This is a genomic window from Propionispora sp. 2/2-37 (genome assembly GCF_001298735.1).
Lineage (GTDB): Bacteria > Bacillota > Negativicutes > Propionisporales > Propionisporaceae > Propionispora.
Genome location: NZ_CYSP01000019.1, coordinates 37,782 through 62,517 on the forward strand (window position 1 = coordinate 37,782; position 24,736 = coordinate 62,517).

Genomic DNA, 24,736 nt, shown 5'->3' on the forward strand with positions numbered 1-24,736 from the left:
CATAATCAACTTCACAGTCTGTGTTGTTCTTTCGCCGGTGCAGCATACATCATGACGATCATAACAAGGATGGTCAACAAAATACCTGTTGACTGTGCGTTAAGGATTCCCAGGCCTTTGCCCGCATATCCAAATTGCAGCAACACCGTAGAAATGATGCCGGTAATGGCGGAAGCAAATGCCGCCGTTGTGCCGGGGCGTTTTGAAAAGAGTCCAAACAATAACGGTGCCGTCAGCGAAACGGACATTAACGAGTAGAAAATGGATAAGGCAGAAATGACATTCGGCAGCAGGATGGCTAACCCCGCACCGCTGACACCGGCAGCAACCGTCACATAACGGCTGATTCTAAGTAGTTTTTCATCAGAAATATGGGGATTCACGAAAGCTTTATAGAGGTCCTTGCTAAAAGAAGATGTAATCATATACAGCGCGGCATCCGCAGCGCTGACCTCCGCTGAAAAAATAGCCGCCAAAGCCAGTGCGGATGCCCAAAAGGGCATACATTCCCTCATGACAGTCGGCAAGGCCAGGTCGCGCTCCGTTAAACCCGGCTCCACCACCGAAGCCGCCATACCCAGTATGGCAGGAATAACGGCAAACAACAACATGACAATACCACATAAGAAGGTGCTGACCATAACGGTTTTTTCATCTTTAGCACCATACACCTTGCCGATCAGACCGGGTGAAATAAAAAAAGAAGGCGTAAGCATCAGAAAGAAGCCGATAATGGTTGACATTCCTGCCCCGTCCAAACTGAAATAACCGGCGGTTTTTAGGGTATCCCCTATGTTGGCCGCAACTTTTGCTTCCAGTCCGCTCCAGCCGCCCACAAAGCTGAGAACTAACGGCACAGCCACCACAAATCCGGCTAATTTTACCACAGCCTCGATAAAATTGACGTAAGCCGCTGAAACAAGCCCGCCGGCACCAAAATATAACACGACGACGACGGCACTGATCAAAATCCCCACCGGTTTGCTAACTCCGGCAACCGCCGTTAAAATCCAGGCTATTCCCATTAACTGACCGGCGAAGATGGCAATGGTGCCAATTGCCAGCAATAAGGAAATCAAGCCCCGGAAGTTACGGTTGTACCGATAGTTCAGATAATCTCCCAGAGTATAAAAGCCGTGCTTTTTAGCTAACCGCCAAATAGCCGGGCCAACCCAAAAGGCAAGGACAAATGTGCCTACGGCAGATGCAATAATCCACCACACGGCCGCTATGCCCACTTGATAGCTAAGCCCGGCCACCCCCACAGTGGAACCCGCTCCAATATTCGGAGCCACCAGGGTAATAAACAGCAGCAGCGTGCCGAACTTCCTGCCGCCCACAAAAAAATCAGCGGAACCCTTGACCCGTTTTGTCATAATAATTCCTATGCCAATTAAAAACAATGAATATAAAACAATAACCCAAAGATACCCATTCATTAGCTACGCTCCCTTATCTTGTCCTATTCTCTTAGGATAACAAAAATACCGTAAAAAGCCCACGGCTTTTTACGGTATTTTACGAACGAAGGATTGATTCTAAAGCTAAGAAGGGACCCGCCCCTGATCTCAATGAGCAGGAGCTTCCAGATTGAGCAGCACCACGCCAACAATAATCAATACGATTCCTGCCAGGGTATATAGGTTAATGGCTTCTTTCCAGATAAGAACGGCAATTAATGCCGTCAGGGCCGTTCCCACTCCTGACCAGATTGCATAAGCTATACTTAACGGAACAGACGTTAATGCCTGGGAAAGAACATAAAACGAAGAACCCATGCCGGCTACAAAAATAACAGCGGGGATTAGCTTGGTAAAGCCTTCTGAAGCTTTTAGCATGGATGTCGAAAATATCTCCAAAATAATGGCCAATGCTAACCATGCATATCCATTCATTGTATATCCTCATCCTCCTTACGTTATGCTAAAACCACCTAACTCTTTTCGCACTTAAACCACAACAACCCTTCTTTTAGTTTACCTTATTGCTTACTCTACTAGTCGGCACATTTATTGCGCTTGTACGACTATCGCCTTATCAACGGCTGCACATAGCCACGGAAGACTCCCGCCTAAGGCAGGAGTCTTCTTCCTTCTTCCAATTCAACTGCTTGAAAACAAACGTTACCGTTCGTTTTGCTTCATCCACTATTCCCATTCCACAATCCTTGTTGCAATCTGTTTTGCTAAGGCAGCATGATGTGTCACAGCCAGCAACCCAACCCCTCTCGCCTGTGTCGCTTTAACTAATACATCCCACAACTGGGCCTGTGAAATGGCATCCAGCATCGTGCTTATCTCATCAGCCAGCAGAAACCGGGTTTGCGGTCCTAACGCCCTGGCGATGCAAAACCGCTGCAATTCCCCGCCCGACAATTCATTAGGCCAGCGTTCCAGCCAGGCAGGTTCTATACCTAACTCTTTCAACAGCTGATCCTCCGGCTGATAGCCTTCTGAGACAATGTCCCTTAGTTTCCAGCGGGGATTTACCGCTTTTTCCGGATGCTGATAAATGAGTTGGACCGGGCAGTAGCCCTGCCTGGGTAACGGGGTGCCGTCAATCGTCACCCTCCCGGCGGACGGCATTTCATAGCCGGCCAGCAATTTTAGCAAAGTACTTTTCCCCCGTCCGCTGGGAGCAAGCAACACCACCCGCTCATCCTGCTCCATGGCAAAGTCAACATGCCGGATAATCCAAGGGCCTGTCCGGTAACGAAAACTCAGCGCCGTTGCTTCAAGTCGCATGCACACACCTCACCATCCCGTTACGAAGCTGACGCAGTTTGATTTCTCCGAGACAGGCTTCTGATTTTTCCTGGCAGCAGTCTGCAAATAGGCAACCGCTAACCTCCGGTCCAACTGCCGGTTTAAAATTCCCGCCGGAATGAAAGCCGTTTTGCGGCAATGCCTGCCATAAAGCCCGGCTATAGGGATGCCGCAAGGCTTCCGCTCCCTGCCTGAAATCATCAGCAGCAGCTATTTCCAGAATGGTTCCGCCACAAAACACCGCAATCTTGTCTGCAATCCGGCAGGCTAAATCCAGTTCATGCGTAATGAGCATCACCGCACGCCCCTCATCCGCCAGACTGCGAAAATGTCCGGCCACCTCGGCTGTTGCCTGTTGATCCAGCCCCGGTGTGGGCTCATCGGCAATAATGAGCCTGGCCTGACCCATCACTGCAGTTGCAATCAAGACACGCCTGGCCATGCCCCCTGACAGGGAAAACGGATACTGCCCTGCTATGCCGTCGGCTAAGCCATAACGGGCAAGGGCCTGCCGTTGTTCAGCAAGAGAGCCGTATAATCCCTGCACCTGACGGCCAATTTTCATGGTAGGATCTAAATAGGTCACTGCCTGGGGAATGAGTGCAATTTCCCTGCCCCGCAGTACGGCCAGCCTCTCTTCGGTCAAGGCCTGTCCGCAGTACCGGATAGTTCCGCCCATTTGCGCATTTCCCGGCAAAATCCCTAAAACTGCATGTGCCAGCAGACTTTTCCCTGAGCCGCTGGCACCCACCACAGCCACGATCTGTCCGGCATCAATGGCAAGACTTATATCCTGCATTACGGTAAATTCCCGCTGCTTCCAGCCAGCTTCATACTGCCGGAAACGAATGCTTATCCGGTCTACCGACAATACCGGCGGTGCCGTATCTCCACAATTCTCCATCATACGCTTCTCCTCATTCATGAGCCCGCGTCGGCTGCAGCAACAGCCGCAGATTTTCACCGAGCGTTTCAAATAAAAGGACAATCAGCAATAAAGCAAAACCCGGAAAAAAAGCCAGCCACCAGCAACCCACCGACAAGTATTTCATTGCTTCCGTCAAAATCACACCCACCGCCGGCATTTGCAGCGGCAGCCCGAAGCCCAGAAAGGTAATGCCTGCTTCATGTAAAATAGCATGCGGGAATAACAACAGCGTTCCCACAAAAAACTGCGGCAGTAAATGCGGCAGCAGATGTTTTCTGGCAATCCACCAATTGCTCCTGCCCATTTTGCGCGATATACGCACATATGGCGCTGTTCGCAGCTGCATCACCTCTGCCCGTACGATCCGGGTAAAATTCGGCCAATGCGTTAGGGCCACCGCGATAACTACGCCATGCATGCCTTTGCCGCATACAAAGGAAATCAGTATCAATAGCAGGATATGCGGTATCCCGGTCATCATATTGACCGCCATGCCGACCACCATATCGGTTTTTTCCCCCAGGAGCGCAGCCGCGCATCCCAGCACCAGGGCAATCACTGAACTGACCCCGGCGGCCAGGGCGCCAATCAGAATGCTAATCGAAAGCCCTTTTACCGTCCTGGCCAGCATATCCCGGCCCATAAAATCGGTGCCGAAAATATGAGCCATTGACGGGCTTTGATTACGGAGCGAAAAATTAACATCATAGGCAGTTTCCGGCATGCTGATCCCAATAGTGGTTATGACGAACAATACTACCGCCGCAGCCCCGGTAATCAGCAGCGTACGCCCGCGCCGGTTCATTAGGCTGGAAGGCCAGTTGCCGGAATTCACGGCAGTCAGCCCTTTATGATTCATAACCTGCCTCCTCTTTGATCTCCGGCACTAAAAACGCATAGACCATATCGGCTGTCATATTTCCGCAAAACACAAACAGTGTACTAAACAGCGTAATCCCCATAAGCAGCGGTAAATCGCCGCGCGTTCCGGCCAAGACGGCAGCCTGCCCCAGCCCCGGATAGGAAAATACCTGTTCTGCCAGAACCGAGCCGCCAAATAATTCATTAATGGAAGCAAACTGCAGCATCAGGGCCGGAATCATGGCATTTTTAATTCCATGGCGTTTTAGAAGGGTCCAGCCTCGCTCCCCCCTGGCCCGGGCAAACAGAATATAGTCACTCTCAAAAATCTCAAGTACCTTTTGCCTGGTAAACATGGCAATACCGGCAATTCCTGTAATGCTCAGCGTTAATGCCGGCAGAATGAGATGACGGATTTTATCCAGCAGGGTCACTTCAGCAGCCAGCTTGCCGGCCGGTGCCGCCAGCCCCATCGGCAGCCAGCCCAGCCATACTGAAAAGACCATGACCAGTACCAGGGCAATCCAAAAAACCGGTGCGGAGATCAGGACCATACAGCCGTTTTTTATGAAAGTGTCCAGCCAGCTGCCCTTGTTGGCTCCGGCAATTAATCCCAGGGAAAACCCTATTGCCCCGGATAATAGCCAGGCAATACCCATAAGCACCAAGGAAGCGGTAACCTTCTCCTCGATCACGGCCAGTACCGGCTGCCGGAACAGCATGGAGGTGCCAAAATCCCCGGACATCAAATGGAAAAGCCATTGCCCGTAGCGTTCCAGCGGCGATTTATCCAACCCCCAGTAGGCCGAAATTTGGTCATATTGCTGCCTGCTGATGGAAGTATCCGCGCCTATATAGGCGTCCACCGGGTTGATACCGGTACTGTTGGCAAGGATAAATACCACGGCGCTGACCAGCAGCATCAGCAGGCAGATTTTTAAGGCAGGAAGCAATATATGGCGATAGGCAAAGGTCCTCATAATTTCCAAGACCAGTCCTGAAGATTTTGTACAATAGCCCAGCCATGGGCATGCGGGTGTACCCGCTGCCTGCCGATATCCAGATTATCTTTGACAAAGTACAGATGCTTGATATTGACCAGCCATAAGAACGGGGCATCGCCATTGGCGCCCAGTCCGGTAGTTCCGTCCCACTGCGCCAGTTTCCAGTATTTCAGCGCTTCCTGCTGATCCGTAGCATGCAGTGCCTTCTCAATATAGACATCGACTTGCGGATTATGATAGGACGAGGTATTGTTGATTCCCACTCCGATGTTGGAAGAATGGAAAGAATAAAACATTTGAATCGGGCTGTAGCTGCCATATCCGAATACCACCGGTGTAGACATTGCCAGAGACTTGGCTTCGCTCCAGCCTTTTGCTTCGGCAATGACATGGATGCCTAAGGCTTCGGTCTGTTTGCTTAAGGCCACCGCCAGGGCATAACGCTGCAAATCGTCGGTTCTGCCATATACCGTAAACTCGGCTTTCTTACCGTTTTTCTCGCGAATTCCGTCACCGTCGCTATCCCGCCAGCCTGCTGCCTCCAGCAATGCCTTGGCTTTTTCCACCTGTCCGTCCTGGATTTTGGTTTCGGGATTCCACCATGGCTGAGTATCACAAACCGAGTAAGCAGGCGTGCCAAATCCATTCAAGGCATCCTCAATAATCTTCTGGCGGTTGACACCTATATTTAAGGCCTGACGGATGGCCGGGTCGGCGGTCACATCATTTCCGACCGTCCTCCCGTCTTTATCTTTGGTTTCCGGAATAGCGGGCAGATTAATCCCCCGGTTATCCACCGTATCCAGTGCCAGAAGCTGCATTCCCTGGGGCGGCATTTCCCTGGCAAACTGGGGATTAATCATTGCCACATCCAGTGTCCCGGCCTGAGCTGCCGCCAGCACGGCATCTTCCGGCATAAATAAAATGGTCACTTTATTAAAGTTCGGCTTTTTCCCATGATAATAAGGGTTTGGGGTCAGGATAAGCTGCTGGCCTTTATCCCATTGCGCCAGCACAAAGGGGCCTGTGCCAACCGGTTTCTCGCCGAAGCGTTCATTATAAGCATGTTCCGGTACAATGCCCAGTTCGGCAACAATATTCAAAAATACCGAATAGGGTTTTTTCAACGTAAATACTACGGTCTTATCATCTTTGGCCTCCACCGACTGCACATTATTCAGATCCACCACCGAGCCGCTTTTTTTCGTTGTCATATAAGTAAAGACTACATCCTGAGCCGTCACCGGTGTGCCGTCGCTAAACTTCACATCATCCCGCAGTACGAACGTATAGGTCAAACCATCCGGGCTGATGGTATAATCAGCCGCCAGATCCTTTATAATATGGCAGTCCTCGTCAAAAGCCAGCAGTCCGTTAAAAAACAAGTATGTACCCGCCCCTGTACACGGATCGTAGCCAGTCGTACTTTCCGCTCCAACAGAGATGGTAATTTCGTCTTTCTTCTGTGGTAAAGATACAGTCTTTGAACCGCAGCCGGCCAATAATGCAGTTAAGAAAATAATCATTCCTAAAAAGCCTGCTGTCCGTTTCCGATGACAAATTACATAGCCCACACCTGATCCCCCTTATCCGTGTTACAAATTACATAAATTGTAGCACGCAATCCATCTCTTGTAAATCTATAGAAAGGCATATAAAAAATATAACCCTCGCCAACAGCAAAGGTTATTTAATCTATCAATTTCTAATAGCAAGTCTTCCTTCGATTTACCTCGGGGTATTCGGTGATAGGAATCAGTTCTTTTTCTCTTGGAGTTCTTCACTATCAAAAGCCCGCAACGCTATCGGCAAGGCCTGAATCACCACATTTCCCGTTGCCGGCAGCCCGATTAAAACAGCACTGATAATTTCCTCCCGCGTCGCTCCAAGTGATTTTGCATGTTTAACATGAAAGGGCAGTCCGCCTTCCAGTCGTAATGCGGCCAGTACCGCGATATACGCCAGTTCCTCCGTCTTGGAATCCAGCTTGCTGGCTGCTGCCAGTTTTTGCACCGCTTCCAGCCAGGCTTTTTGATGCTCAGGCGCTTCCTGTAAAAAAGTCTGAAATGCATTGCTGACTAACGGCTTATCACTCATAGTGTTCCCCCTATACCCAGTTAGTTTATATCCAATTCATACAAAGAAACCGTTCTTCCTTCAATACTTGAAGGTGATTCTCCCAGATAACGGGCACTCATTTTATCATAGAATCCATTGGCATTGGGATCGGAAAAAATACGGACTTTGTCAACCCCCAGCTCCCTGCACATGGCTTCCAAATAATTTATCAACTGCGTGCCGATTCCCCTGCCGATATATTCCGGCTGAATAAAGATATGCTCCAGCCAGAATCCCGCGTTAACAAATACCCTGCCAGCCCAAAAATCACGTTTCACTTCCACCAGGGAAAAATAGCCTACCACCCGCCCATCTACTTCTGCCACGCACACTTTATTGTTTTGTATATACTCCGGTGTAATTGTCAACTCATCTTTCCAGATTTCAAAATATGCTTTGGGATAATTCCAGTAACGCTTTGCGGCAAAGGATATATCGGTTAATATGTGACTTTCACTTAGGTCTGCCTCCCGAACTATACTGGTCATTACTGATCCCTCCACATTGTGTTTCTATATGAAAAACCAATATCCTCTTTTTTCCAAGAAATAAGAGTCAGCCTTTCTATCCTTGCTGACTCTATGTTATCCACACTGCTTTATCCTTATTTCTTAATATGACTATCAATACTACCACTCTATTCTTTTGTGCTTCCGCCACATTCTTTGACCTTTTCCATACACTACTTGAAAAGCGGGGTGGCAAATCACAATCTACTCTACCTTATTTTTTATGTATGGACTGCTTATTTCAATCGGATTAAAGAACGCTGCAACATCAACCTCTAAGCCCTCGGCTATCAAAATTAACATATCAAGTGAAAATGAAGTATTCGCTTGCGGGGCTTCAATCTTACTAATATGGCTCACGCTGACTTCAATTTTTTCTGCAAGTTCTTCCTGGGTTAATCCGCGAAGGTGACGGTAAAAAGCTATTTTTCTGCCAATTTCTCTATATTTTTGTATAAACTTCTTATGTCTACGCAGTGCCCATTCACCTCCTGCATTCATTATAGGTGTGTTAAAATGCAATTTCACTTCATTAAAAAAGAAATATACTTGCATTATTTTTGCAAAATGTTATAATTATGGGAGAATTTTTGAGCTAATACTCAAAACGGACTTGGCAATTTTTAGCACGAAATTTTATTGTTTGGCTCCAGTAGAGGGGAACTTTCAGAGTGTTTTTTCATTATGCCCGCTTACTACTTGCAACATTGGGAATGATAATAGGACTGACGGGTTTTTATTTAGACGCTGTTGTACAAACTCACTATAAATGGCTGTTATGGCTAGGCATTACCTTTTCGTTATCGGCATTTGGTTTATTCTCGGGCGATTTGATACAGAGGTTAAGCGTCAGTTCTAATACGGATTTTTTAACGGGATTATGGAATAGAAGATATCTTCATTTTAAATTAAATAAAGAAAAAAACCGGATGCTTAAAAAGAAAATGCAACTATGTATTGCTATGATTGATGTAGACGGGTTCAAAATGATTAACGATACGTATGGCCACAACATAGGCGATACATTACTGTCAGATCTTGCGGCCATTTTAAGGAAAAATACCAGAGACACAGATATTGTTGCCCGCTGGGGTGGCGATGAGTTCGCTATTATTCTTCCCGATACATCTTTAGAAAATGCACTCGAAGTATTGGAAAGAATTCGCAATAAGGTGGAAATTAATTTTCCACCTTATCACTTGACAATCAGTGCAGGAATAACAGTATTAAAACCCGGGCAGGATTTAAAAAACCTTTTGGCAAAAGCCGATGAGGCTTTATATAAAGCCAAAAGGCAAAAAAATGCCATCATTGCGGTAATAAACCAAAGCTAATCACTACTGCTCCGCGATAAGTAATCATCATTCAACATCCCTCTTTAGGCAAGGCGAAGGATTTAACCTTATTAACTAGAATCCTCTCTTAAGGAGGAATGTTGCAATGAAAAAATTTTTATTTGCCTTTATTTTTGTTATGATTACCAACGTATGCTTTGCCGAAGATATTTACGTTGTTACGGAAAATGGATTTACTAAGTATATCCGCACGGAAACAGTAACGGCAAAAGTATTGCCAAAAACCACTCAGGACTCTCTTTTTGAACTGAAATATAGTTTAATTTGCATCCCGGATAAAGCCACCTTAGACAGACTGAAAAGCCAAACTTTTGACAATAAACTCTCCTATCAAAAACAATCGTTCACTTTTACATGCTCTTTCAACAAAAACACGAATCAGTGGAATCCGGACGGTTCGCTCTGGTTGAACAGTGATGAGTATTGGTCTAATTCCCCGGAAAAGTGCCTGTACGAATCACACGGTAATATACCCGGTGGAATGTATTATGGGGATAGTCCGGAAGCGCTGTTTAATAGAAAAGTTATTGTAACTGTGTATGAGTATGTTGTATCCCATGGATTACTCGAATATGTGTCAACGAAATCACCTAGTTAAACCTTACCCAGTTTTATCCCCATTCATCCCAGATAGTCAATTAATTATGGCAGCGGAGTTTGGCATTATCAAGCCAGTAGATACTTGTTTTTTTATGCCGGCAAGCCTTTACATGTCCCAACCTTACCCCTCAGTGACCGAGGTATTCTTGCTGCGTACCAGACCTGCAAGCGTAAAACCCGCATAATTACTCGTGGTATATGCAGTGGGTCTTTGAGACTTAGTTTTTGGGGGATCGTTAAGAATCGTCCTTCTTCTACGCTTTTCCTGTTCCTTTTTAATTACATAGTCAAACAATATGCCCAATTTTTTACCTCCATCTGTTTCTATGATTTCTCCGGCCATGAAATAATGACTCACAAGATATAGTGTATGTTGCTGAGACACATTCAGAACATTGTCCCTGCCTGTCGAATGTTTTTTTCTTTTACAGCTACTCCAATCACCAACCGTCTGCTTAGAAAACACAATAAGCCAGGAAAAATCTCCCTATTAAAAAAGACTGCAAATTCAGTTAATTTATAGCCTCACTGCTCGCAATAAAAGCAGGCATCCTTACCGGAAAGCCTGCTTTTGCTTTATTCTATTCCTCCCGGGCAGCAAGTTCAATCCACATTTACACTCCAATGCTAAAAGAAATCACCTTTCGTAATTTTTTAATTAAAAATTCTTTTTAATACCATTATTCCCTTTATTTTGAATTAATAAGAGCCGGCATTTTTTAATGCCAGCTCTTGAGTGGGAATAACCGTATGGAATTCGCAAAAACGGCACCCAATAATGGAAGTGTTCATAACTCTATCAAATCAAGCTAATTGCTTTATCCATTATGTATTGCCTTTGGGGCTTGATGTCTGCTGATTTACGCCATAATACTATGACCATCATTCCGTAAAGCTTCTACTGCAGAATCAAGGTCTTTCGCTTTTACCAAAATATAATCCGTATCATAGGTTGATATCACAAAGATCCCCACACCAGCCCTGGCCACTGCGGCGCTTACCTGGGCAACGATTCCCACTAAATCGAAAGGAAAAGGACCTTTTAGTTTTAATGCCCGCCATCCCCGCTCACATAAGACAGCTCCAGGGATATTCTCCTCGGAACAAACTATGGAAAGTTCTTCGGTTGTCTTAGTAATGGAGAAAAACTCCCCCTGAAGTGCCCATAAAGGAATTTCCTGATTTACATCCAATTTACAGATACCGATCTTGTCCGGCAGTACGTCCATGGTCAACATTTTCTCAGCTATACCTCCCTTGATACTCTTCCGCAATAAATATTTTCATTGCTTTAGAAACACTTACTTTCTACACGTTCGTAACACAACTTAAATAGAGTTTTCTCTCTAAAAGCTTCATACCCTTTATTTAAAATAATAAGAGCCAGCCTTTTTTTACTGCCAGCTCCTACCCGGAAATAACCCGCTCATCTCTGCTTTTACAACTTGCCTGCCATAAGCGCATATTTAATGCCATCGAAATACCCCTTATTGTAATAGATATACGTCAACGTATTCTGCTGATTGGTGATGGCCGTCCCTAATTCATTTACTATGGAATCACCCATCGTTGTTTCGACTTTCTCCAGCAAACCATACACCTCATCTTCCACCTCCGCAGTCTGTGGTAAAAACGCCCGTTCCACCAGCTTTTCCTCCAGGACTTCCTGACGGCTAAGACAAAACTGCTGCCACTGATATTCAAAATCATCGTACTTTATGGTCCTGCCCGACAACCTGCTTCTTACCGGCATATCGGAAAACCGCTGCCCCTCGACAGGTGTGTCAGAATCTCCATATAAAAAATCCAGATCCCGTTCAAAAACTTGAGCCAGCAATGTTATTTCATCAACTTTTATGGGACGACCGAAAAGTTTTTCCAGTTGTTGATATTTTTTCATTTTACCCCTCCTCACCATGTACTACCTATAGTACAATTTTAACTCCTTTTAGTACTATTGTCAATACAATATTTACTGCATACAGTACTATAATCACTAAATATTAGACATGTATTCTTAAGCATGCTAAAATTTATGTGGGGGTGTACTAATGATCAAAATTCATTTATCTAGAATTCTGGGCGAAAAACGGCTTAATATGTCTGCACTGGCAGAATCAACGGGGTTATCTCGTAACACTATTTTTTTACTATACCATGAAAAAACAGAACGTATGGATTTTAAGACTCTAGAAAAACTCTGCAATGCCCTAAACTGCCAGCCCGGAGATCTGCTAGAGTACATTCCAAATCAAGGTAATGAAAAATAAAGAAGCAACATTAGATATTCCCTTAGGTTGCTTCTCCTTTAAGCTTAAACAGCGTAACCAAAAACCGTCTGGCGAATGGCTAGACGGTTTTCATATTACCAATTATAAAGAACTCAACTATATCATTACTCATTCTTTTATTACTACTAAAAACATATACTGTCTGTATCTAATCCCGAAAAGGATCTAACCCAACAATAATACTTCTCTATAACCCAGTTTTGCCCTTTTTACCAATTCCATTAAATTGTCTTTTGATACAAAAAAGCCTTCTAGCAAATCACAACTAGAAGGCTTAATTTACTGGAACGAGTAATGAGATTAGAAGTCGCGCCCCGGCAGATATGAGGCATTTAGGCCTATATTGCACTTTACAACAACTATCCATAATCCTGCCGGGTATCCACAACCGCATCCACATACACGAAGGTTTCCTTGATTTGATAAACTAAGAGATATCTCTTTTCAAGCAGAAGCTTTCGATATTTTCCCGCTATAATCAGCGGATCAGCCAGTCCTGGGTTTCTTTCCGGAAACTGTTCCAGTGATTTGGCTGTCTCCCGAAAGAATTCAATAAGCCGCAAGGCTGCCGCCTCATTAACCTGTGCCAGAAACCGGGCGTGCGCTACTAGCCTTTGTGTAGCTTCCCCGGAGATGATGACGGTATAACTTCTATTTTCGTTGTCCATCCAGTACCTCACGGACAGCAGCTTTCATCATGGTTTCTACCTCATCTATGGAATGTCCAGACTTTCCCTGTAGCCGACTCTCTTCTGCCGCAAGTAAATTTTCCCGCAACCTCAGCATACTTTCTCTTCTCGCATAGGTTGCCATATCCATAACTACAAGATCACCCTCACCGTTTTTTGTCAGATAAACAGGCTCTCCCGTGCGCTTGCACAACTCGGATATAGCATTATAGTTCTTACGGATCGCCGCAGACGGCTTTATATTCATTATGCAACAGCCCCCATATAGCATAAATTTATTCTTATTGTATGCTTATATTACTACCTATAATCAAATTTGTCTATAGAATAATCTTATATATCACCAAGCGAGGCACAATAATTGGAAACATCCCTTCGCCTTTGTAAGTACCAGCCAGACGTAAAGAAGCTTCTGATAAAACATCGGAAGCTTCTTTACGTCTGGCTATATATCGCTCACTCCTCCGCCAGCAATTCGTTCAATTTAGCCAACTGGTTAATATGGATGGTACGGTTATGAAAAGATATGTATCGGGCCGTTTCCAGCCGCCTCAGCTCGCGTGACAGGGACGTGCGGGAGACATTAAGATGCTCGGCCCAGGCTTTTTTTGAAAATGGCAGAGTGATAACCATTGACTGCCGGGCCTGACTTTCCCTGATGAGAAAGTGTGCAATTTTGCTCCGGATGGAGGATAAGGAAAGGACTTCAATTTTTTGATTCAGAGCCATCATACGGTTGGAGACCGAGCATAAAAAATTGAGCATGATCGTTTGGTCAAGGGAAAATAGCCGCAGCAGTTCCTGTTTATGCAGCAAAAAGATTTTGCTGGCTTTGCAGGCAAACAGGGTTCCGGGGTAATACCGGGTGCCGCTGAACATGGCGGCATCGGCCAGGAGGTCAAACGGGCCGCGGGTCGTCACAGTAACGACTTTCCCCGAAAGAAAATCCTTTTTGACATCCACGCACCCTTCGACAATGATGCCCAGCGTATCGGCCGTTTGGTTAATAGAAAAAATAATTTCATTTTCCCGGTACTCCCGTACCCGGTAGCTGATCTTTGTTAAGAGTCCTGCGATTTCAGCAAGCGCCTTGTTTCGGAATAATGCGGATTGTTGCAGGGCATGCAGCAATGTATCCATGGTTTCTCCCTAAAAAAATAAAAAGTGTATCCCCAGATACTGTATTTACTTTTATGGTATAGTATAATTTTGAAAAAATCAATTGATAATAAAATTCATTATCAAAAAATTTTTTCTTATTGACCAAAAGGAGGATTTATGGATATAAGAAAGCTGAGCCGGACGGCACTATTGCTGGCACTTGTAATCGTATTCCAATCACTGCGTCTCTATCTGCCCATACCGGTCTTTGTATCCGTCTATATGATCGGCAGCCTGGTTAATGCCTGCCTGCTGCTAGCCGCGGCGACTCTCGGCCCAAAGCCCGCATGGATACTGGCCGCCGCTGCGCCGGTAGTAGCCTATCTGCAGCAGGTTCTGCCGCTGCCTCTGCTTATCCTGCCGGTTGCCGCCGCCAACCTGGCCTATATTGGTGGTTACCTGCTGTTTGCCGCCCGGAATGGCCTGCTGGCCGTAAGTGCGGCAACAACGGCTAAGTTTATTATCCTGTATTTGACGGTTACCATCCTCATCCAATACCTTGGCATCACCGGAAAGCCGGCTGCTGTGCTGACCCTGCTGCTGGGCTGGCCGCAATGGATAACCGGCTTTGGCGGGGGGGTGATTTTCTTTGCGGTATGCAAACGACTCTTCCGTCCCATCCCGCACTGACCGGGAAACCGGCTGCACAGCAGCCTGCGTGGATTGCCGTGCCTGCCTGCCACAGCGTCCGGCAGTTGCCATTGATTATGAGGATGACACCGAACGGTTTATGCAGGATGTGCGCAGCGGAATACCCATCGCCCTGCTGGCGGCGCCGGTAGCGGTGAGCAGCTTTGCCGATTACCGGCAGGTATTCGGCTATTTATACAACCTGGGTGTAAGGTCTTTTCACAATGTATTACTCAGGGCGGATATAACCATCTGGGCATACCTTGAGTTATTGCGCTGTAACGATCACGCCGCCTTTCTCTCCTCTCCCTGTGCGGCAGTGACCGAATATATCCGGCGCCACAGGCCCGGACTTCAGCCGTATCTCATGCCGGTATACAGCCCGCTGCTCTGTACCGTCATCTACCTGCGCAAGTACTGTAGCCTCACTGACCGTATCGCTTTTTTATCGCCCTGCGTCGCCAAGTGCAAAGAAATCAAAACGCTGGATATCCAGGGCTACAACATAACTATTAACAAGCTGCAGCAATATCTGGCCCGACACCAAATCGATTTGTCCAGCTACAAACCGGTAGATTTTAATGACCGGCCGGAAGGGACAGGCCTTACACTGGGTGTTTATGGCGGAATCAGCGAAAGCATTGCCGCCCATTTGCCTGACCGGCAATTCGTCAAAATAGGCGGCCCGGGCAAAGTATACCGCTGGCTGGATGAATATGAGCAAATTGCCCGTGCGGATGGACCGCTGCCTCATCTGGCGGAGCTGTATAACTGCCATGCCGGCTGTGAAGGCGGCACCGGCATCAGCATCATGCAAAAAAAAGGGCTGGCACCGGTTGACGCCAAATGGTCCGAGCTTGGGCCTGCTGCGGCAAAGAACAGCCGTCTTGCCACAGCAAACCTGTTCAAATCCTTTAATCAAACTCTACATTTGACGGATTTTATGCCCTGATTGGCAGGATGGCTACCGGCTATACAAGCGGCTTTGAAAGGAGGTGGGAATGACGTGCTTTGTGTCAAAGACCACGATAGTTTGCTATACATAACCTATGAGGATATTATCAAATACCACGGACGGACCTTTATTGCCGGCGCGGCCATGGCCTATAAGCTGCTGGAGCTGGTAACGGCCGTGCTGGGCGGCGGTGTACTGGCGCGGGACAAGTTCCGGATCGTACTTGCGGTCCAGGGGCCGGGAATTATCGATGCTGTAGAGATGGCCACACGGGCCAAAACCCTGAGGACCTTGTCGGTCGACCAGCAAATTGCCCGTGAGAAGGATGCACCGGCGGCGGCAGACGGCCGGAACGGAAAATACTATTTTAAAGTGACCTACGAGGGCCGAAGGATGTCTGTATGGCTGCGGTACGGCTTCGTTCCACAGGAGTTTTTGGATTTGGCTGCCAAAACCCATGACGGAACGATTACTGCAGCGGAACTGGTCCGCCTGCAGCAGCTAAAAGAAGAAATCGCGGCCGTGGTTGTCTCTCGGCAAGCACAAGAGCTGTTTCACTATACTCTTTCGTAGACAGTCTCATAAAAAACGCTCACGGGCATAAGCATTATATTTTTTTGTGATTATGGGGGGAACTGTGGATGAAAAAAAAGAAGAAAACGCTGATGACGGTTGCGGCCTTGCTGCTGATTTCGGCAACCGGTTATGCAGAGGACATACCGGATGAGAACTTTACGCTGGACGAGGTTGTCGTTACAGCCACCCGAACGGCCAAAAACGCCAAAGATGTACCGTCGGCGGTCCAGGTGATTACCAGGCAAACCATCGAAGAACAGGGAGCACAGACGTTGGCCGACGTGCTGCGCTATGCTACCGGCATTCAGTTGACGCGCAGCAGCACCTCACCCGGGCGCGCCGCCGTCTCCATCCGCGGCTTTGACTCCCGCTTTTCCATGATTTTAATTGACGGTAAACGGCTGTCGTCCGAAATCGACCAGAACTATGAACTGGACCGTATTCCGCTGGAAAACATTGAGCGCGTCGAAATTGTCCGGGGCCCGGTCAGTTCACTGTATGGCACGGAAGCGCTTGGCGGTGTCATCAACATCATTACAAAAACATCCAAAACACAATCATTAACGCTCGATGTTGGCAGTGGGTTATATACTAACGGCCAAAACGGCAAAGACCGCTACAGCTTTGCCTACGATTCCGGCGAAGTGGGCAAATTCTCCATACGGTTGTCCGGATCACAAGTGGAAAACGACGCCTTGTTTAAAAGCAGCGGACTGACCTTTGAACCGTACGGCACGAGAAAAAATATCAATGCTACCGTCGACTACCGGCTTTCCGGCAGCGAGACACTTAGTTTCTCCAAGGGTTATACCGAAGAAGCAACCTACGAATATGTAAAGCCGGCGGCTATAACCATCAAGTCCCGGGATTATATTGAACGGGATGAAAATGCCCTGTCGTACACTAAAAAAGAAGAAGACAGCGAGCTGTTTCTGCGCTTTTACCGCTCTGTCATGGACAAAAGCCTCGACCAATATAATGTTTCCACCCAGGCGCTGGCCAACTGGGTACGGGCAAAACGTACCGTCAATGTGTATGAAGGCCGTTTTACCCAAACGCTGAATCCGCAACACCGCCTGACTTTTGGCGCCGAATACCGTCCGGAAACCTTCCGGGGCACTGCGGTGGATACCAAGGAAGGTTATTTTACCGTTGTCCATCCCAGCGGCCAAACCAAGACCGGCTCGACCGCCCATCTCAACTATTCGGCAGCTTACCTGCAGGACGAATGGAACGTGAATGATAAGCTGCTGGCGGTAATGTCGCTGCGCTATGACGACAGCAACAAATTTGAAAGCAATCTCAGCCCTAAACTGGGCCTTACCTATAAACTAACCGACACTACGCGTCTGAAAATGAATGTAGCCCAGGGATTCCGCAACCCGACACCCAATCAGCTTTACCAGCAAGCGGCTACGCAGCAGGGAAATCCGAATCTGAAATCGGAAACATCCCATTCGTATGATATTTCCATCGAAAAGGACTGGGATAAAAGATCGGGCAAGCTGACCTTCTTTAACAATGATGTCTCCGACATGATCGATCTGGTGACAATCTCCGGAACCAACAAGCAGTACCAAAATATAAGTAAAGCTTCGATAAAAGGGGTGGAAGCCGAATATACTCAGGCGTTGTCCGACCGGCTGTCCTGGACAAACAGCTATACCTATCTGGACGCCGTCAACAGCGTTACCAACGAGCGGCTGCAAAACCGGGCACGGCACGTGTTGACATCCGGGCTGTCCTATCATAATCCGCAAGGCTTTACAGCCAGCCTGCAGACCCAGACCTTCGGCAGCTATCTCGCTTCACCCGGAGGCGTTAAATCCTACTCCGTCTGGAATGTGGCTATGTCCCAGAAGCTCTCCGACCATCATAAACTACGGATCGGTATTGATAATATCTTTAATAAGACAGATGAGGATATACCGTTGCTCGGTACTTATGTCCACGGCAGTATCCAGTATTCTTTCTAGGTTGAAAAGGCCCAAGGCCATAAATCAAAAATACACAGGTATAGTCCGTTCTCATATGCAGATGAGAAAATCCCTACTTGTAAAGCAAGCCTTTCGGAGACTGCGGTGGGCTTGCTTTACATTTGTTTATTATCCTTGAAAGGCTCATAGAGAAAACATGGTTCTACAGCCTCGTGAACAAGATTATGATTTTACCCATGTTCTCTACCTCAGCCGTTTCATCACTCTGCACGGATTGCCGGCCGCAATACAATCGGCGGGTATGTCCCTCGTCACTACACTGCCGGCCCCGATTACGCTATTTTTTCCGATAGTCACTCCGGGCAGAATGATTGCGCCTCCCCCTATCCAGACATTATCCTTAATGGCAACCGGCAACGCATAAGTACGAAAAAACGCATGCCCGGATTTTTCTTCCCAATTCTCCACTAAACGTTCCTGCACAGCAACCGGATGCGTCGCTGTATAGATTTGTACGTTAGAGGCGATTAAAACATTTATTGCCGATTTCTATCTTATTGCAATCGACAAACGTACAATTTATATTGATAATTCCGTTATCGCCAATAAAAATATTCTTGCCATAATCACAATAAAACGGAGTGTCTATCTTTACATTCGAACCAATATGGCCGAGCAATTCGTTCAGAATGCTCTGCTTTTCTTCCGAACTATTGCTAACATTATATTGCCGCGTAAGGATTCTGGCCCTTTTGATCATATCTGTCAGTTCCCGGTCTATACAGTTAAAGATATTGCCTGCCAAACATGTTTCTAATTCGCTCATATAGCATCCGCTCCTTACTATTGCTATTTTCTACTTTTAAGAATAATATTATAAACAATAGAAATCTACGCTAATATCGTCATATTTCATAACAATATTAGCATCCGGAGGTTTTATGGGCTTTAAAACACTAACCATTGGCAAAAATCAATTAGAAAATCGGGACTATGCCAGAAACGATAGTTTTCCTTTTCGAATCGGCTATGAAGAAATCACGGAGTATATAGGCTCTGCTTTTGGCTGTCATTGGCACCCGGAGCTTGAATTTACTTATATCCTTAGCGGGTCCATGAACTATCAGGCAAACAACAGCCAGTATGTCCTTAAAAAAGGCGATGCTCTATTTGTCAATCAGAACTGCCTGCATTCCGGCAGGGAATATCCTCATTTTAAATGCAGCTATTTTGCAATCACCTTTCATCCGGCTTTACTGGCCGGTCCAAGAAACAGCATCCTGGAAAATAGCCTGGCCGGGATAGTTAACAACAATCAGCTGTCTTCTGCATACTTTGATGTCCAAGACCATACGAGCAAGCCGGTTACTTCCGTATTATTAGAACTGGAAAAAATCAATAAAGAAAAATCTGTTGGCTATGAACTATTGATTGAAAGCAAATTATTCGAATTATGGTTCTATCTGTTCCAAACTGTTCATGTCCAGCTATTGAGCGAACCTAAACAGCCGCACAAAAATATTAAACAGATAAAATCCGCACTGGATTTTATCCATACCCACTATCAGGAAAATATGAGTTTAGAAGACATTGCCCTATCCTGTAACCTCAGTAAAAGTTCTTGCTGCCGCTTATTCAAAAAAATTGTGCACCAGACACCGTTTGACTACCTGCTGTATTATCGCATCCAAAAAAGCATTCCCTATCTAATGAATGAAGGAATGAATATTACTGAAGCAGCCGCTTTAGTTGGATTTTCCAGCAGCAGTTACTACTCTGAAATATTCAAGAGATATATGCATTATTCTCCCACTTCATATAGACAGATGAAGAAAACTCAATATCAAAAATTTTAATAAAAAAAAGCCCCTGCCCTAGCCTAAGCCAAGATAGGAGCAAACCCCAAAATTATTGAATTGTTTGCCCTTGGATTTGCTTCCACAAATCACCATCCGTATTAATAATATCCTTCAATTCAGAGTAAGGTATATTATATCCACTTATTTCACCTGTTTGAAGAACCGGTAGCGAATAAACTAATACAGAGTCCTTAAGTAAAATAAACGATCCGCTTTCTTTATTCCAGGTGTTGGCAAAATCTTTATACGTCCACTGGCTTGGCTGATCTGTATTTGTATATCTATATTTGCTATCATTAGTAAAACAGATTTTCTTTATTTTATTTGTAAAGTCGCTATTTGGTTTGAAAAGATCTTCCAGTTTATATATTTTCCCAGTCGTCAGATCAATATGTATACCTTTATCAATTTTACTTGGTGGAGCCTCTTTTGATGCCGAGCTCAAGCCTTTAAAGTGGATACCTAATATATTCTCGTTATAAAAAGTCACTTCAAAATTGCCCTGTAGAGAAGTATTCGGTGGAATTGTTGGTATTATTGCTGTCTTTAGATTGTTGTTGATTGTATCTTGAAGCACTGGATCTTTTATTCCTTCTACTTGAGGAATAAAGGCTTCGCTATTGTTTTCTAAATATTTTACTTTAAGAAATTTTAAACGCCCCTGTGGATCTTCTTGTGATTCTTGTGTATCAGCTGATTTTTGTGTTGCCGATGGTTCTTGTGCTGGTACTTCGTTACTTGCATAAGCACTTACTACACTAAAACTAGCTGCAAAAAACGCAACCCAGAACAACTTTTTCAGTCTTACCATAAAATTCCTCCCAGATTTTGTTAATGATAAGTCTTTCGGGGTCATTTTATATTCCATTTGTGACAAAAATGTGACAAGCCAATTATTATATTAACAAAAAAAGCCTTGCCAGATCAGCCGACAGGGCAAACTAAGGTCGATCCTGGCACAACTAGACAGCCGTCACTATTGATGTCGATAGCATCAACGTATAACCGATTATAGGCTCCATTAGTACCTATTCTATTTTTACATTATGATCTTCATTTCGGAAAACTCAAGGATGATTGCTGATAAATATGCTATTTATAAAGCAAAAGACGTCTATTAATTTAAACGGTCTTTCTTACTGCACACCCCATTGTACACCAAGGCAAAAGAAAAAGGCCTTTCGGCCTTGATTTTACTGGAGCGGGCGACGAGATTCGAACTCGCGACCCACGGCTTGGGAAGCCGGTACTCTACCACTGAGCTACGCCCGCACAACTAAAACACTTATAATACCTAGATAAATACTGGTTTTATCGCTAATTTCAGAATGAATCACTTTTACCGAAGCCGGTACTCTAATCACATGCATGATTATAGCATACATAACTAATCCATTGCAAGCCGTAGGTTCGTAGCTTTTGAAAAGCAAAAAGCTACATCGTCCAGCATTTCTATCGAAAAGCTAGACCGCGATTTCGAATCTCGTCGCCCGCTCCAGTAAAATTGGAATTATTTATTCTATCTGCAAAATAAGGAATATACTTACAGAATATGATAAAATGAAACTAGTTATTAGAAACTATCTTTTTCAACTAGTTTTGATAAATGAGGGTGATTTTCGTGAGTGACTATAATAAACGCTCTAAAAAATTAACGAAAAACAAAAGAGCATCTCAAAATTATACGCCAATAGTAATAAAAGGAGAATGGATTGAGACTATACAAAAAATTGCGATAGGTTTTCAGGTTTTAAGACAAAATGTACAGCGAATAGTGGAACAAATAGGCCAATCATTATCACAAATAATTACTCCTGAATTAATTGAGTTTTTAATGATATATATTATAGTTTCTTTTGCCTGTATAGAATCATTGATCTTCCTGTCAATGGAAAAACTAGAAACCCTGCAAATTGGATAAATAATAATATTCATTCAATAAAGGATAAATTTAACTCTCGCGTGTCAGACTTTGTTACTGATAAAGAAAATTTTGGACGTTTTATTCAAGACCAGTGCAAAAATGCTTTGTCACATATCCATCGAACTGATCCTAATAAAACATCAATTTTGCCATTCCGGGCAGGTGATTTTGAGAAAATATTGTATGCGAAAGCTATAATGTTAGAGTTAGCATATAAATTTATAAAAGAAGAAATCGGAATCCCTGAAGATAAACCAATAAATACTTATCTGATTGAATAAGTTCACAGATTGAGGGAACTTTCCATTGGTATTTGATATTTTACGCCCTGTAAAACTGCTGCCAACGCAGATATTACATAGGTTAATCAGCATTTTGCTTAAACACCTATATTTAACCCCTTATCATTATTATAGAAAAATACATTTTACGGTATTTTAGTGCGTAAATTGAGTGAGCGTAATACCGGCCTGTATAGCCCATATAAAAGCCCGTTTTGGAATGCCAAACATGCCCCTCCAGCCATATAAAAAAGACAGGTTATGCACCTGTCTATAAGTTTAAGTTGACATATATGTCATCTAGCTGATCTTTTGTTATACCTATATACGCAAGTGTAACACTAGGGGCAGAGTGGTTTAATAACTTCTGAATTTTAGTAATATCATACCCCGCTTTATATGCCCAATAACCAAATGTCTTTCTAAGTGTGTGAGTACCAATAGAAATATCATTCTTTTTATTTATTACTCCAACTTCTCTAGCCGCCTTATTCAGTATGTCATATGCCTGCTGCCTACTAATTGCACCAGTACCTTTACTACCCTTCCCCTTGCGACTAGCAAATAGTATACCTTCCGTCTGATCTATGGATTTTAAGTATTCGGCTATTGCTTTCTTACAGGTATCCGACAAAGGAAAGTCTTTAGTCTTCCCTGTCTTCTGCTCTCTAAGGCTAATTCGGTCTTTGCCCTTAACATCTTCAATGGTTAGTTTCAGCAAGTCACTAATTCGCAAACCACTGTTAATTCCTAACGTAAATAATAGCCAATCCCTTAAATTCTGTTCTTTAAGATACCTTTTCATATTTTCCAGTTGCTTTTTATCGCGTATAGGTTCAACATATTCCATGATTACACCCTCTTTATATCTGTCTCTTTATCTACAATTATACAATATGTCATATTCATACGCAATAGCTAATCAGATAAAATATGGAAATTCACTATAAACCCTTATTATTTCTAAGTTCTAAGGCTTTGATTCAATCTTACATAAATACATTGTGTCAGATTCGAGGAAGGGCATTTTTCGTATCCCCATGTAACACCCCCTAAAATTATTGTAAACATAAATAAAATAAGGGCTTACAGCTATTCTCATATAAACCCATGCTGTAACACCCTTTAAAAACACCTATGAACCCTTATAATATATAGCTTAATAGATATTTATGCTGTAACACCAACTGTAACGCTTTATAACACCATTTGTAACGGATTATAACATGGTCTGTAACAGTACATTTTTCACCTATACAAGAGCCTTTTAAAGTATGTATTTACTGGCCTTGTAGATATTTTAGGCTTAAAACATATATTTCATATACCTTAAAATACTTGTGAATCCTTATTTTACATAGGCTTGTAAGGGTTTTACTCATAATACCTTATTTATCACTCATTTTCACCTTCAAATATAGGTAAATGCTAAGATTATCGGCAATAATTACACATTATATGTGTATATACACTAATGGTACGGCAATATGTGTGTCGCATTACGTTTCTAGTTATATTTACAGCTAATATACCTGTTTTACCCCTATTTTTAATTTACAAAACAATTGTTTTTCAATATAACTTTGCTTGTCTATATGTTTGTATAGGGTAAAGATATTATCAGCAAAACAATTTAATTTATTATGTTTTTACTTATGCCCGAATTTTTCTTCCAATATAATTAACAATCTTTCATAGACATATCTATGTAAGTTATCAATCGCTTGTTCTGAAGGTTGATTAGTGAATCTTATAATACAGTTAGGTTCTTTTCTAACCTTCTTTTTCTTTTCTTTCAAATCTCTAATCCTCCTTATCAAGTATAAACTGCCTTAATCAAGGCATATCAGGGTATAAATGATTTATGACCGACCAGGAAGTAATTATTATCCTCCAGTATCAATGAATAATCACGATATCAAGAAGTGATTATGAATCATCAATAAAAAATTATTATTATTGCCCGGCGAAGCTTTAGCAAAGCTGGGTATATTATCTTTTAAATATAATATGCCAAAACATTCCATTATCATTCATGTTTTGCCAGGCTACGCCTGATTAAAATCTTTTCTTTATCAGTAAATAATAAAATCATTTATTGCTGACATGGAACGTTTTTATCCAGGTCAGCTAGTCTGAATAATATTGTGCGATAGCAAAAAGATTATGAAGACTACTATGTCTTTTAAAAGATTTATGCTACGCTGTTATCACAGCTTGCACACTGTTCCGCTGCGCTACACAGTGTATTAATATATCAATATTCTTGGGTTAAACGAACCAATGATTTAAT

General features: G+C 44.1%; 30 protein-coding genes and 1 tRNA gene. 10 read left to right on the forward strand and 21 right to left on the reverse strand.

The features are described 5' to 3' along the window. Positions 1-11 precede the first annotated feature (11 nt). From P22_RS17285 to P22_RS17330, 10 genes are all read right to left on the reverse strand, one after another. On the reverse strand, positions 12-1,439 hold the full coding sequence (locus P22_RS17285; protein WP_054261485.1) for a sodium:solute symporter family protein: 1,428 nt from the start codon (positions 1,437-1,439) through the stop codon (positions 12-14). A 129-nt stretch (positions 1,440-1,568) separates the two neighbouring features. Next, positions 1,569-1,895: a DMT family transporter gene (locus P22_RS17290; protein WP_054261486.1), complete on the reverse strand. Its 327-nt coding sequence runs from the start codon at positions 1,893-1,895 to the stop codon at positions 1,569-1,571. A gap of 252 nt (positions 1,896-2,147) precedes the next feature. Continuing rightward, positions 2,148-2,744, reverse strand: coding sequence for an ABC transporter ATP-binding protein (locus P22_RS17295; RefSeq protein WP_054261487.1), 597 nt, complete (start codon positions 2,742-2,744; stop codon positions 2,148-2,150). Next, positions 2,734-3,672 carry an ATP-binding cassette domain-containing protein gene (locus tag P22_RS17300; protein ID WP_235814702.1) on the reverse strand — a complete coding sequence of 313 codons (939 nt, stop codon included), beginning with the start codon at positions 3,670-3,672 and terminating at the stop codon, positions 2,734-2,736. Before P22_RS17300 ends, P22_RS17295 begins: the two co-directional genes overlap by 11 nt. Before the next feature lie 10 nt (positions 3,673-3,682). Next, positions 3,683-4,552 (reverse strand): ABC transporter permease, encoded by an 870-nt coding sequence (locus P22_RS17305; protein WP_054261489.1) that lies wholly within the window; start codon positions 4,550-4,552, stop codon positions 3,683-3,685. Further along, positions 4,542-5,534 carry an ABC transporter permease gene (locus P22_RS17310; RefSeq protein WP_054261518.1) on the reverse strand — a complete coding sequence of 331 codons (993 nt, stop codon included), beginning with the start codon at positions 5,532-5,534 and terminating at the stop codon, positions 4,542-4,544. Before P22_RS17310 ends, P22_RS17305 begins: the two co-directional genes overlap by 11 nt. After that, the gene (locus P22_RS17315; protein ID WP_216598108.1) at positions 5,531-7,132 is read right to left on the reverse strand and encodes an ABC transporter substrate-binding protein; all 1,602 of its coding nucleotides are present in this window, start codon (positions 7,130-7,132) and stop codon (positions 5,531-5,533) included. The genes P22_RS17310 and P22_RS17315 overlap by 4 nt, the downstream gene beginning before the upstream one ends. 181 nt (positions 7,133-7,313) lie before the next feature. Continuing rightward, complete coding sequence (locus tag P22_RS17320) at positions 7,314-7,655, reverse strand: carboxymuconolactone decarboxylase family protein (protein WP_054261490.1); 342 nt, start codon at positions 7,653-7,655, stop codon at positions 7,314-7,316. Positions 7,656-7,675: 20 nt separating this feature from the next. Beyond that, positions 7,676-8,164: a GNAT family N-acetyltransferase gene (locus P22_RS17325; protein ID WP_054261491.1), complete on the reverse strand. Its 489-nt coding sequence runs from the start codon at positions 8,162-8,164 to the stop codon at positions 7,676-7,678. A 225-nt stretch (positions 8,165-8,389) separates the two neighbouring features. Further along, positions 8,390-8,686 carry a helix-turn-helix domain-containing protein gene (locus P22_RS17330; protein WP_054261520.1) on the reverse strand — a complete coding sequence of 99 codons (297 nt, stop codon included), beginning with the start codon at positions 8,684-8,686 and terminating at the stop codon, positions 8,390-8,392. 170 nt (positions 8,687-8,856) lie between these two features. On the opposite strand from P22_RS17330, the gene P22_RS17335 reads away from it, so the two are divergent. Continuing rightward, entirely contained in the window at positions 8,857-9,519 is a 663-nt protein-coding gene (locus P22_RS17335; protein ID WP_054261492.1) for a GGDEF domain-containing protein, read from the forward strand. A gap of 106 nt (positions 9,520-9,625) precedes the next feature. After that, a complete protein-coding gene (locus tag P22_RS17340; RefSeq protein WP_054261493.1) occupies positions 9,626-10,138 on the forward strand; it encodes a hypothetical protein in 513 nt (170 codons plus the stop codon). A gap of 862 nt (positions 10,139-11,000) precedes the next feature. Here P22_RS17340 and P22_RS17350 read toward each other — a convergent pair. Further along, complete coding sequence (locus tag P22_RS17350; RefSeq protein ID WP_216598109.1) at positions 11,001-11,378, reverse strand: ACT domain-containing protein; 378 nt, start codon at positions 11,376-11,378, stop codon at positions 11,001-11,003. A 200-nt stretch (positions 11,379-11,578) separates the two neighbouring features. Continuing rightward, positions 11,579-12,040, reverse strand: a complete 462-nt coding sequence (locus P22_RS17355) for a hypothetical protein (RefSeq protein WP_054261495.1) — start codon at positions 12,038-12,040, stop codon at positions 11,579-11,581. Positions 12,041-12,191: 151 nt separating this feature from the next. On the opposite strand from P22_RS17355, the gene P22_RS17360 reads away from it, so the two are divergent. After that, the gene (locus P22_RS17360; protein WP_054261496.1) at positions 12,192-12,410 is read left to right on the forward strand and encodes a helix-turn-helix domain-containing protein; all 219 of its coding nucleotides are present in this window, start codon (positions 12,192-12,194) and stop codon (positions 12,408-12,410) included. 380 nt (positions 12,411-12,790) lie between these two features. Here P22_RS17360 and P22_RS17365 read toward each other — a convergent pair whose 3' ends face one another. The 3 genes from P22_RS17365 to P22_RS17375 all read right to left on the reverse strand — a co-directional run bounded on the left by P22_RS17365 (position 12,791) and on the right by P22_RS17375 (position 14,260). After that, on the reverse strand, positions 12,791-13,099 hold the full coding sequence (locus P22_RS17365; protein WP_054261497.1) for a type II toxin-antitoxin system RelE/ParE family toxin: 309 nt from the start codon (positions 13,097-13,099) through the stop codon (positions 12,791-12,793). Then, positions 13,083-13,367, reverse strand: coding sequence for a type II toxin-antitoxin system prevent-host-death family antitoxin (locus P22_RS17370; RefSeq protein ID WP_172675871.1), 285 nt, complete (start codon positions 13,365-13,367; stop codon positions 13,083-13,085). The genes P22_RS17365 and P22_RS17370 overlap by 17 nt, the downstream gene beginning before the upstream one ends. Before the next feature lie 209 nt (positions 13,368-13,576). Next, positions 13,577-14,260: a Crp/Fnr family transcriptional regulator gene (locus P22_RS17375; protein ID WP_054261498.1), complete on the reverse strand. Its 684-nt coding sequence runs from the start codon at positions 14,258-14,260 to the stop codon at positions 13,577-13,579. Between the two features lie 138 nt (positions 14,261-14,398). Between P22_RS17375 and P22_RS17380 the strand changes: the two genes are divergently transcribed. The 4 genes from P22_RS17380 to P22_RS17395 all read left to right on the forward strand — a co-directional run bounded on the left by P22_RS17380 (position 14,399) and on the right by P22_RS17395 (position 18,418). Further along, positions 14,399-14,911, forward strand: coding sequence for a hypothetical protein (locus P22_RS17380; RefSeq protein ID WP_054261499.1), 513 nt, complete (start codon positions 14,399-14,401; stop codon positions 14,909-14,911). Beyond that, on the forward strand, positions 14,871-15,863 hold the full coding sequence (locus tag P22_RS17385) for a [Fe-Fe] hydrogenase large subunit C-terminal domain-containing protein (RefSeq protein WP_054261500.1): 993 nt from the start codon (positions 14,871-14,873) through the stop codon (positions 15,861-15,863). The genes P22_RS17380 and P22_RS17385 overlap by 41 nt, the downstream gene beginning before the upstream one ends. Positions 15,864-15,917: 54 nt before the next feature. Further along, on the forward strand, positions 15,918-16,439 hold the full coding sequence (locus P22_RS17390) for a hypothetical protein (protein ID WP_054261501.1): 522 nt from the start codon (positions 15,918-15,920) through the stop codon (positions 16,437-16,439). 68 nt (positions 16,440-16,507) lie between these two features. Beyond that, the gene (locus P22_RS17395) at positions 16,508-18,418 is read left to right on the forward strand and encodes a TonB-dependent receptor plug domain-containing protein (protein ID WP_054261502.1); all 1,911 of its coding nucleotides are present in this window, start codon (positions 16,508-16,510) and stop codon (positions 18,416-18,418) included. A gap of 204 nt (positions 18,419-18,622) precedes the next feature. On the opposite strand, the gene P22_RS21265 is transcribed toward P22_RS17395, so the two are convergent. After that, a complete protein-coding gene (locus P22_RS21265; protein ID WP_235814703.1) occupies positions 18,623-18,847 on the reverse strand; it encodes a DapH/DapD/GlmU-related protein in 225 nt (74 codons plus the stop codon). Positions 18,848-18,896: 49 nt separating this feature from the next. After that, complete coding sequence (locus tag P22_RS21270) at positions 18,897-19,205, reverse strand: maltose acetyltransferase domain-containing protein (RefSeq protein WP_235814704.1); 309 nt, start codon at positions 19,203-19,205, stop codon at positions 18,897-18,899. A 115-nt stretch (positions 19,206-19,320) separates the two neighbouring features. Here P22_RS21270 and P22_RS17405 point away from each other — a divergent pair, with 115 nt between their 5' ends. Then, positions 19,321-20,235, forward strand: coding sequence for an AraC family transcriptional regulator (locus P22_RS17405; RefSeq protein ID WP_054261503.1), 915 nt, complete (start codon positions 19,321-19,323; stop codon positions 20,233-20,235). A gap of 52 nt (positions 20,236-20,287) precedes the next feature. On the opposite strand, the gene P22_RS17410 is transcribed toward P22_RS17405, so the two are convergent. After that, positions 20,288-21,049 carry a hypothetical protein gene (locus tag P22_RS17410; RefSeq protein WP_054261504.1) on the reverse strand — a complete coding sequence of 254 codons (762 nt, stop codon included), beginning with the start codon at positions 21,047-21,049 and terminating at the stop codon, positions 20,288-20,290. A 386-nt stretch (positions 21,050-21,435) separates the two neighbouring features. Beyond that, a tRNA-Gly gene (locus tag P22_RS17415) sits at positions 21,436-21,510 on the reverse strand. A 349-nt stretch (positions 21,511-21,859) separates the two neighbouring features. Here P22_RS17415 and P22_RS17420 point away from each other — a divergent pair. Together P22_RS17420 and P22_RS17425 are read left to right on the forward strand one after the other, a co-directional pair. Beyond that, positions 21,860-22,159, forward strand: a complete 300-nt coding sequence (locus P22_RS17420; RefSeq protein ID WP_054261505.1) for a hypothetical protein — start codon at positions 21,860-21,862, stop codon at positions 22,157-22,159. Next, on the forward strand, positions 22,111-22,443 hold the full coding sequence (locus P22_RS17425) for a hypothetical protein (RefSeq protein ID WP_373432682.1): 333 nt from the start codon (positions 22,111-22,113) through the stop codon (positions 22,441-22,443). The genes P22_RS17420 and P22_RS17425 overlap by 49 nt, the downstream gene beginning before the upstream one ends. Before the next feature lie 271 nt (positions 22,444-22,714). Here P22_RS17425 and P22_RS17430 read toward each other — a convergent pair whose 3' ends face one another. Then, positions 22,715-23,293, reverse strand: a complete 579-nt coding sequence (locus P22_RS17430; protein WP_054261507.1) for a site-specific integrase — start codon at positions 23,291-23,293, stop codon at positions 22,715-22,717. Between the two features lie 799 nt (positions 23,294-24,092). Next, positions 24,093-24,242 (reverse strand): hypothetical protein, encoded by a 150-nt coding sequence (locus P22_RS20755; RefSeq protein ID WP_156319033.1) that lies wholly within the window; start codon positions 24,240-24,242, stop codon positions 24,093-24,095. Between the last annotated feature and the right edge of the window lie 494 nt (positions 24,243-24,736).

What these genes read in the sequence shown, in the direction of transcription:
- P22_RS17370 (WP_172675871.1), bottom strand. Translation starts at nt 13,367, where the DNA reads ATGAATATAAAGCCGTCTGCGGCGATCCGTAAGAACTATAATGCTATA.
- P22_RS17295 (WP_054261487.1), bottom strand. Translation starts at nt 2,744, where the DNA reads ATGCGACTTGAAGCAACGGCGCTGAGTTTTCGTTACCGGACAGGCCCT.
- P22_RS17330 (WP_054261520.1), bottom strand. Translation starts at nt 8,686, where the DNA reads ATGAATGCAGGAGGTGAATGGGCACTGCGTAGACATAAGAAGTTTATA.
- P22_RS17360 (WP_054261496.1), top strand. Translation starts at nt 12,192, where the DNA reads ATGATCAAAATTCATTTATCTAGAATTCTGGGCGAAAAACGGCTTAAT.
- P22_RS17285 (WP_054261485.1), bottom strand. Translation starts at nt 1,439, where the DNA reads ATGAATGGGTATCTTTGGGTTATTGTTTTATATTCATTGTTTTTAATT.
- P22_RS17290 (WP_054261486.1), bottom strand. Translation starts at nt 1,895, where the DNA reads ATGAATGGATATGCATGGTTAGCATTGGCCATTATTTTGGAGATATTT.
- P22_RS17380 (WP_054261499.1), top strand. Translation starts at nt 14,399, where the DNA reads ATGGATATAAGAAAGCTGAGCCGGACGGCACTATTGCTGGCACTTGTA.
- P22_RS17310 (WP_054261518.1), bottom strand. Translation starts at nt 5,534, where the DNA reads ATGAGGACCTTTGCCTATCGCCATATATTGCTTCCTGCCTTAAAAATC.
- P22_RS17430 (WP_054261507.1), bottom strand. Translation starts at nt 23,293, where the DNA reads ATGGAATATGTTGAACCTATACGCGATAAAAAGCAACTGGAAAATATG.
- P22_RS17350 (WP_216598109.1), bottom strand. Translation starts at nt 11,378, where the DNA reads ATGTTGACCATGGACGTACTGCCGGACAAGATCGGTATCTGTAAATTG.
- P22_RS21270 (WP_235814704.1), bottom strand. Translation starts at nt 19,205, where the DNA reads ATGAGCGAATTAGAAACATGTTTGGCAGGCAATATCTTTAACTGTATA.
- P22_RS17325 (WP_054261491.1), bottom strand. Translation starts at nt 8,164, where the DNA reads ATGACCAGTATAGTTCGGGAGGCAGACCTAAGTGAAAGTCACATATTA.
- P22_RS17410 (WP_054261504.1), bottom strand. Translation starts at nt 21,049, where the DNA reads ATGGTAAGACTGAAAAAGTTGTTCTGGGTTGCGTTTTTTGCAGCTAGT.
- P22_RS17320 (WP_054261490.1), bottom strand. Translation starts at nt 7,655, where the DNA reads ATGAGTGATAAGCCGTTAGTCAGCAATGCATTTCAGACTTTTTTACAG.
- P22_RS17300 (WP_235814702.1), bottom strand. Translation starts at nt 3,672, where the DNA reads ATGATGGAGAATTGTGGAGATACGGCACCGCCGGTATTGTCGGTAGAC.
- P22_RS17355 (WP_054261495.1), bottom strand. Translation starts at nt 12,040, where the DNA reads ATGAAAAAATATCAACAACTGGAAAAACTTTTCGGTCGTCCCATAAAA.
- P22_RS17365 (WP_054261497.1), bottom strand. Translation starts at nt 13,099, where the DNA reads ATGGACAACGAAAATAGAAGTTATACCGTCATCATCTCCGGGGAAGCT.
- P22_RS17375 (WP_054261498.1), bottom strand. Translation starts at nt 14,260, where the DNA reads ATGGATACATTGCTGCATGCCCTGCAACAATCCGCATTATTCCGAAAC.
- P22_RS17395 (WP_054261502.1), top strand. Translation starts at nt 16,508, where the DNA reads ATGAAAAAAAAGAAGAAAACGCTGATGACGGTTGCGGCCTTGCTGCTG.
- P22_RS17305 (WP_054261489.1), bottom strand. Translation starts at nt 4,552, where the DNA reads ATGAATCATAAAGGGCTGACTGCCGTGAATTCCGGCAACTGGCCTTCC.
- P22_RS17405 (WP_054261503.1), top strand. Translation starts at nt 19,321, where the DNA reads ATGGGCTTTAAAACACTAACCATTGGCAAAAATCAATTAGAAAATCGG.
- P22_RS17340 (WP_054261493.1), top strand. Translation starts at nt 9,626, where the DNA reads ATGAAAAAATTTTTATTTGCCTTTATTTTTGTTATGATTACCAACGTA.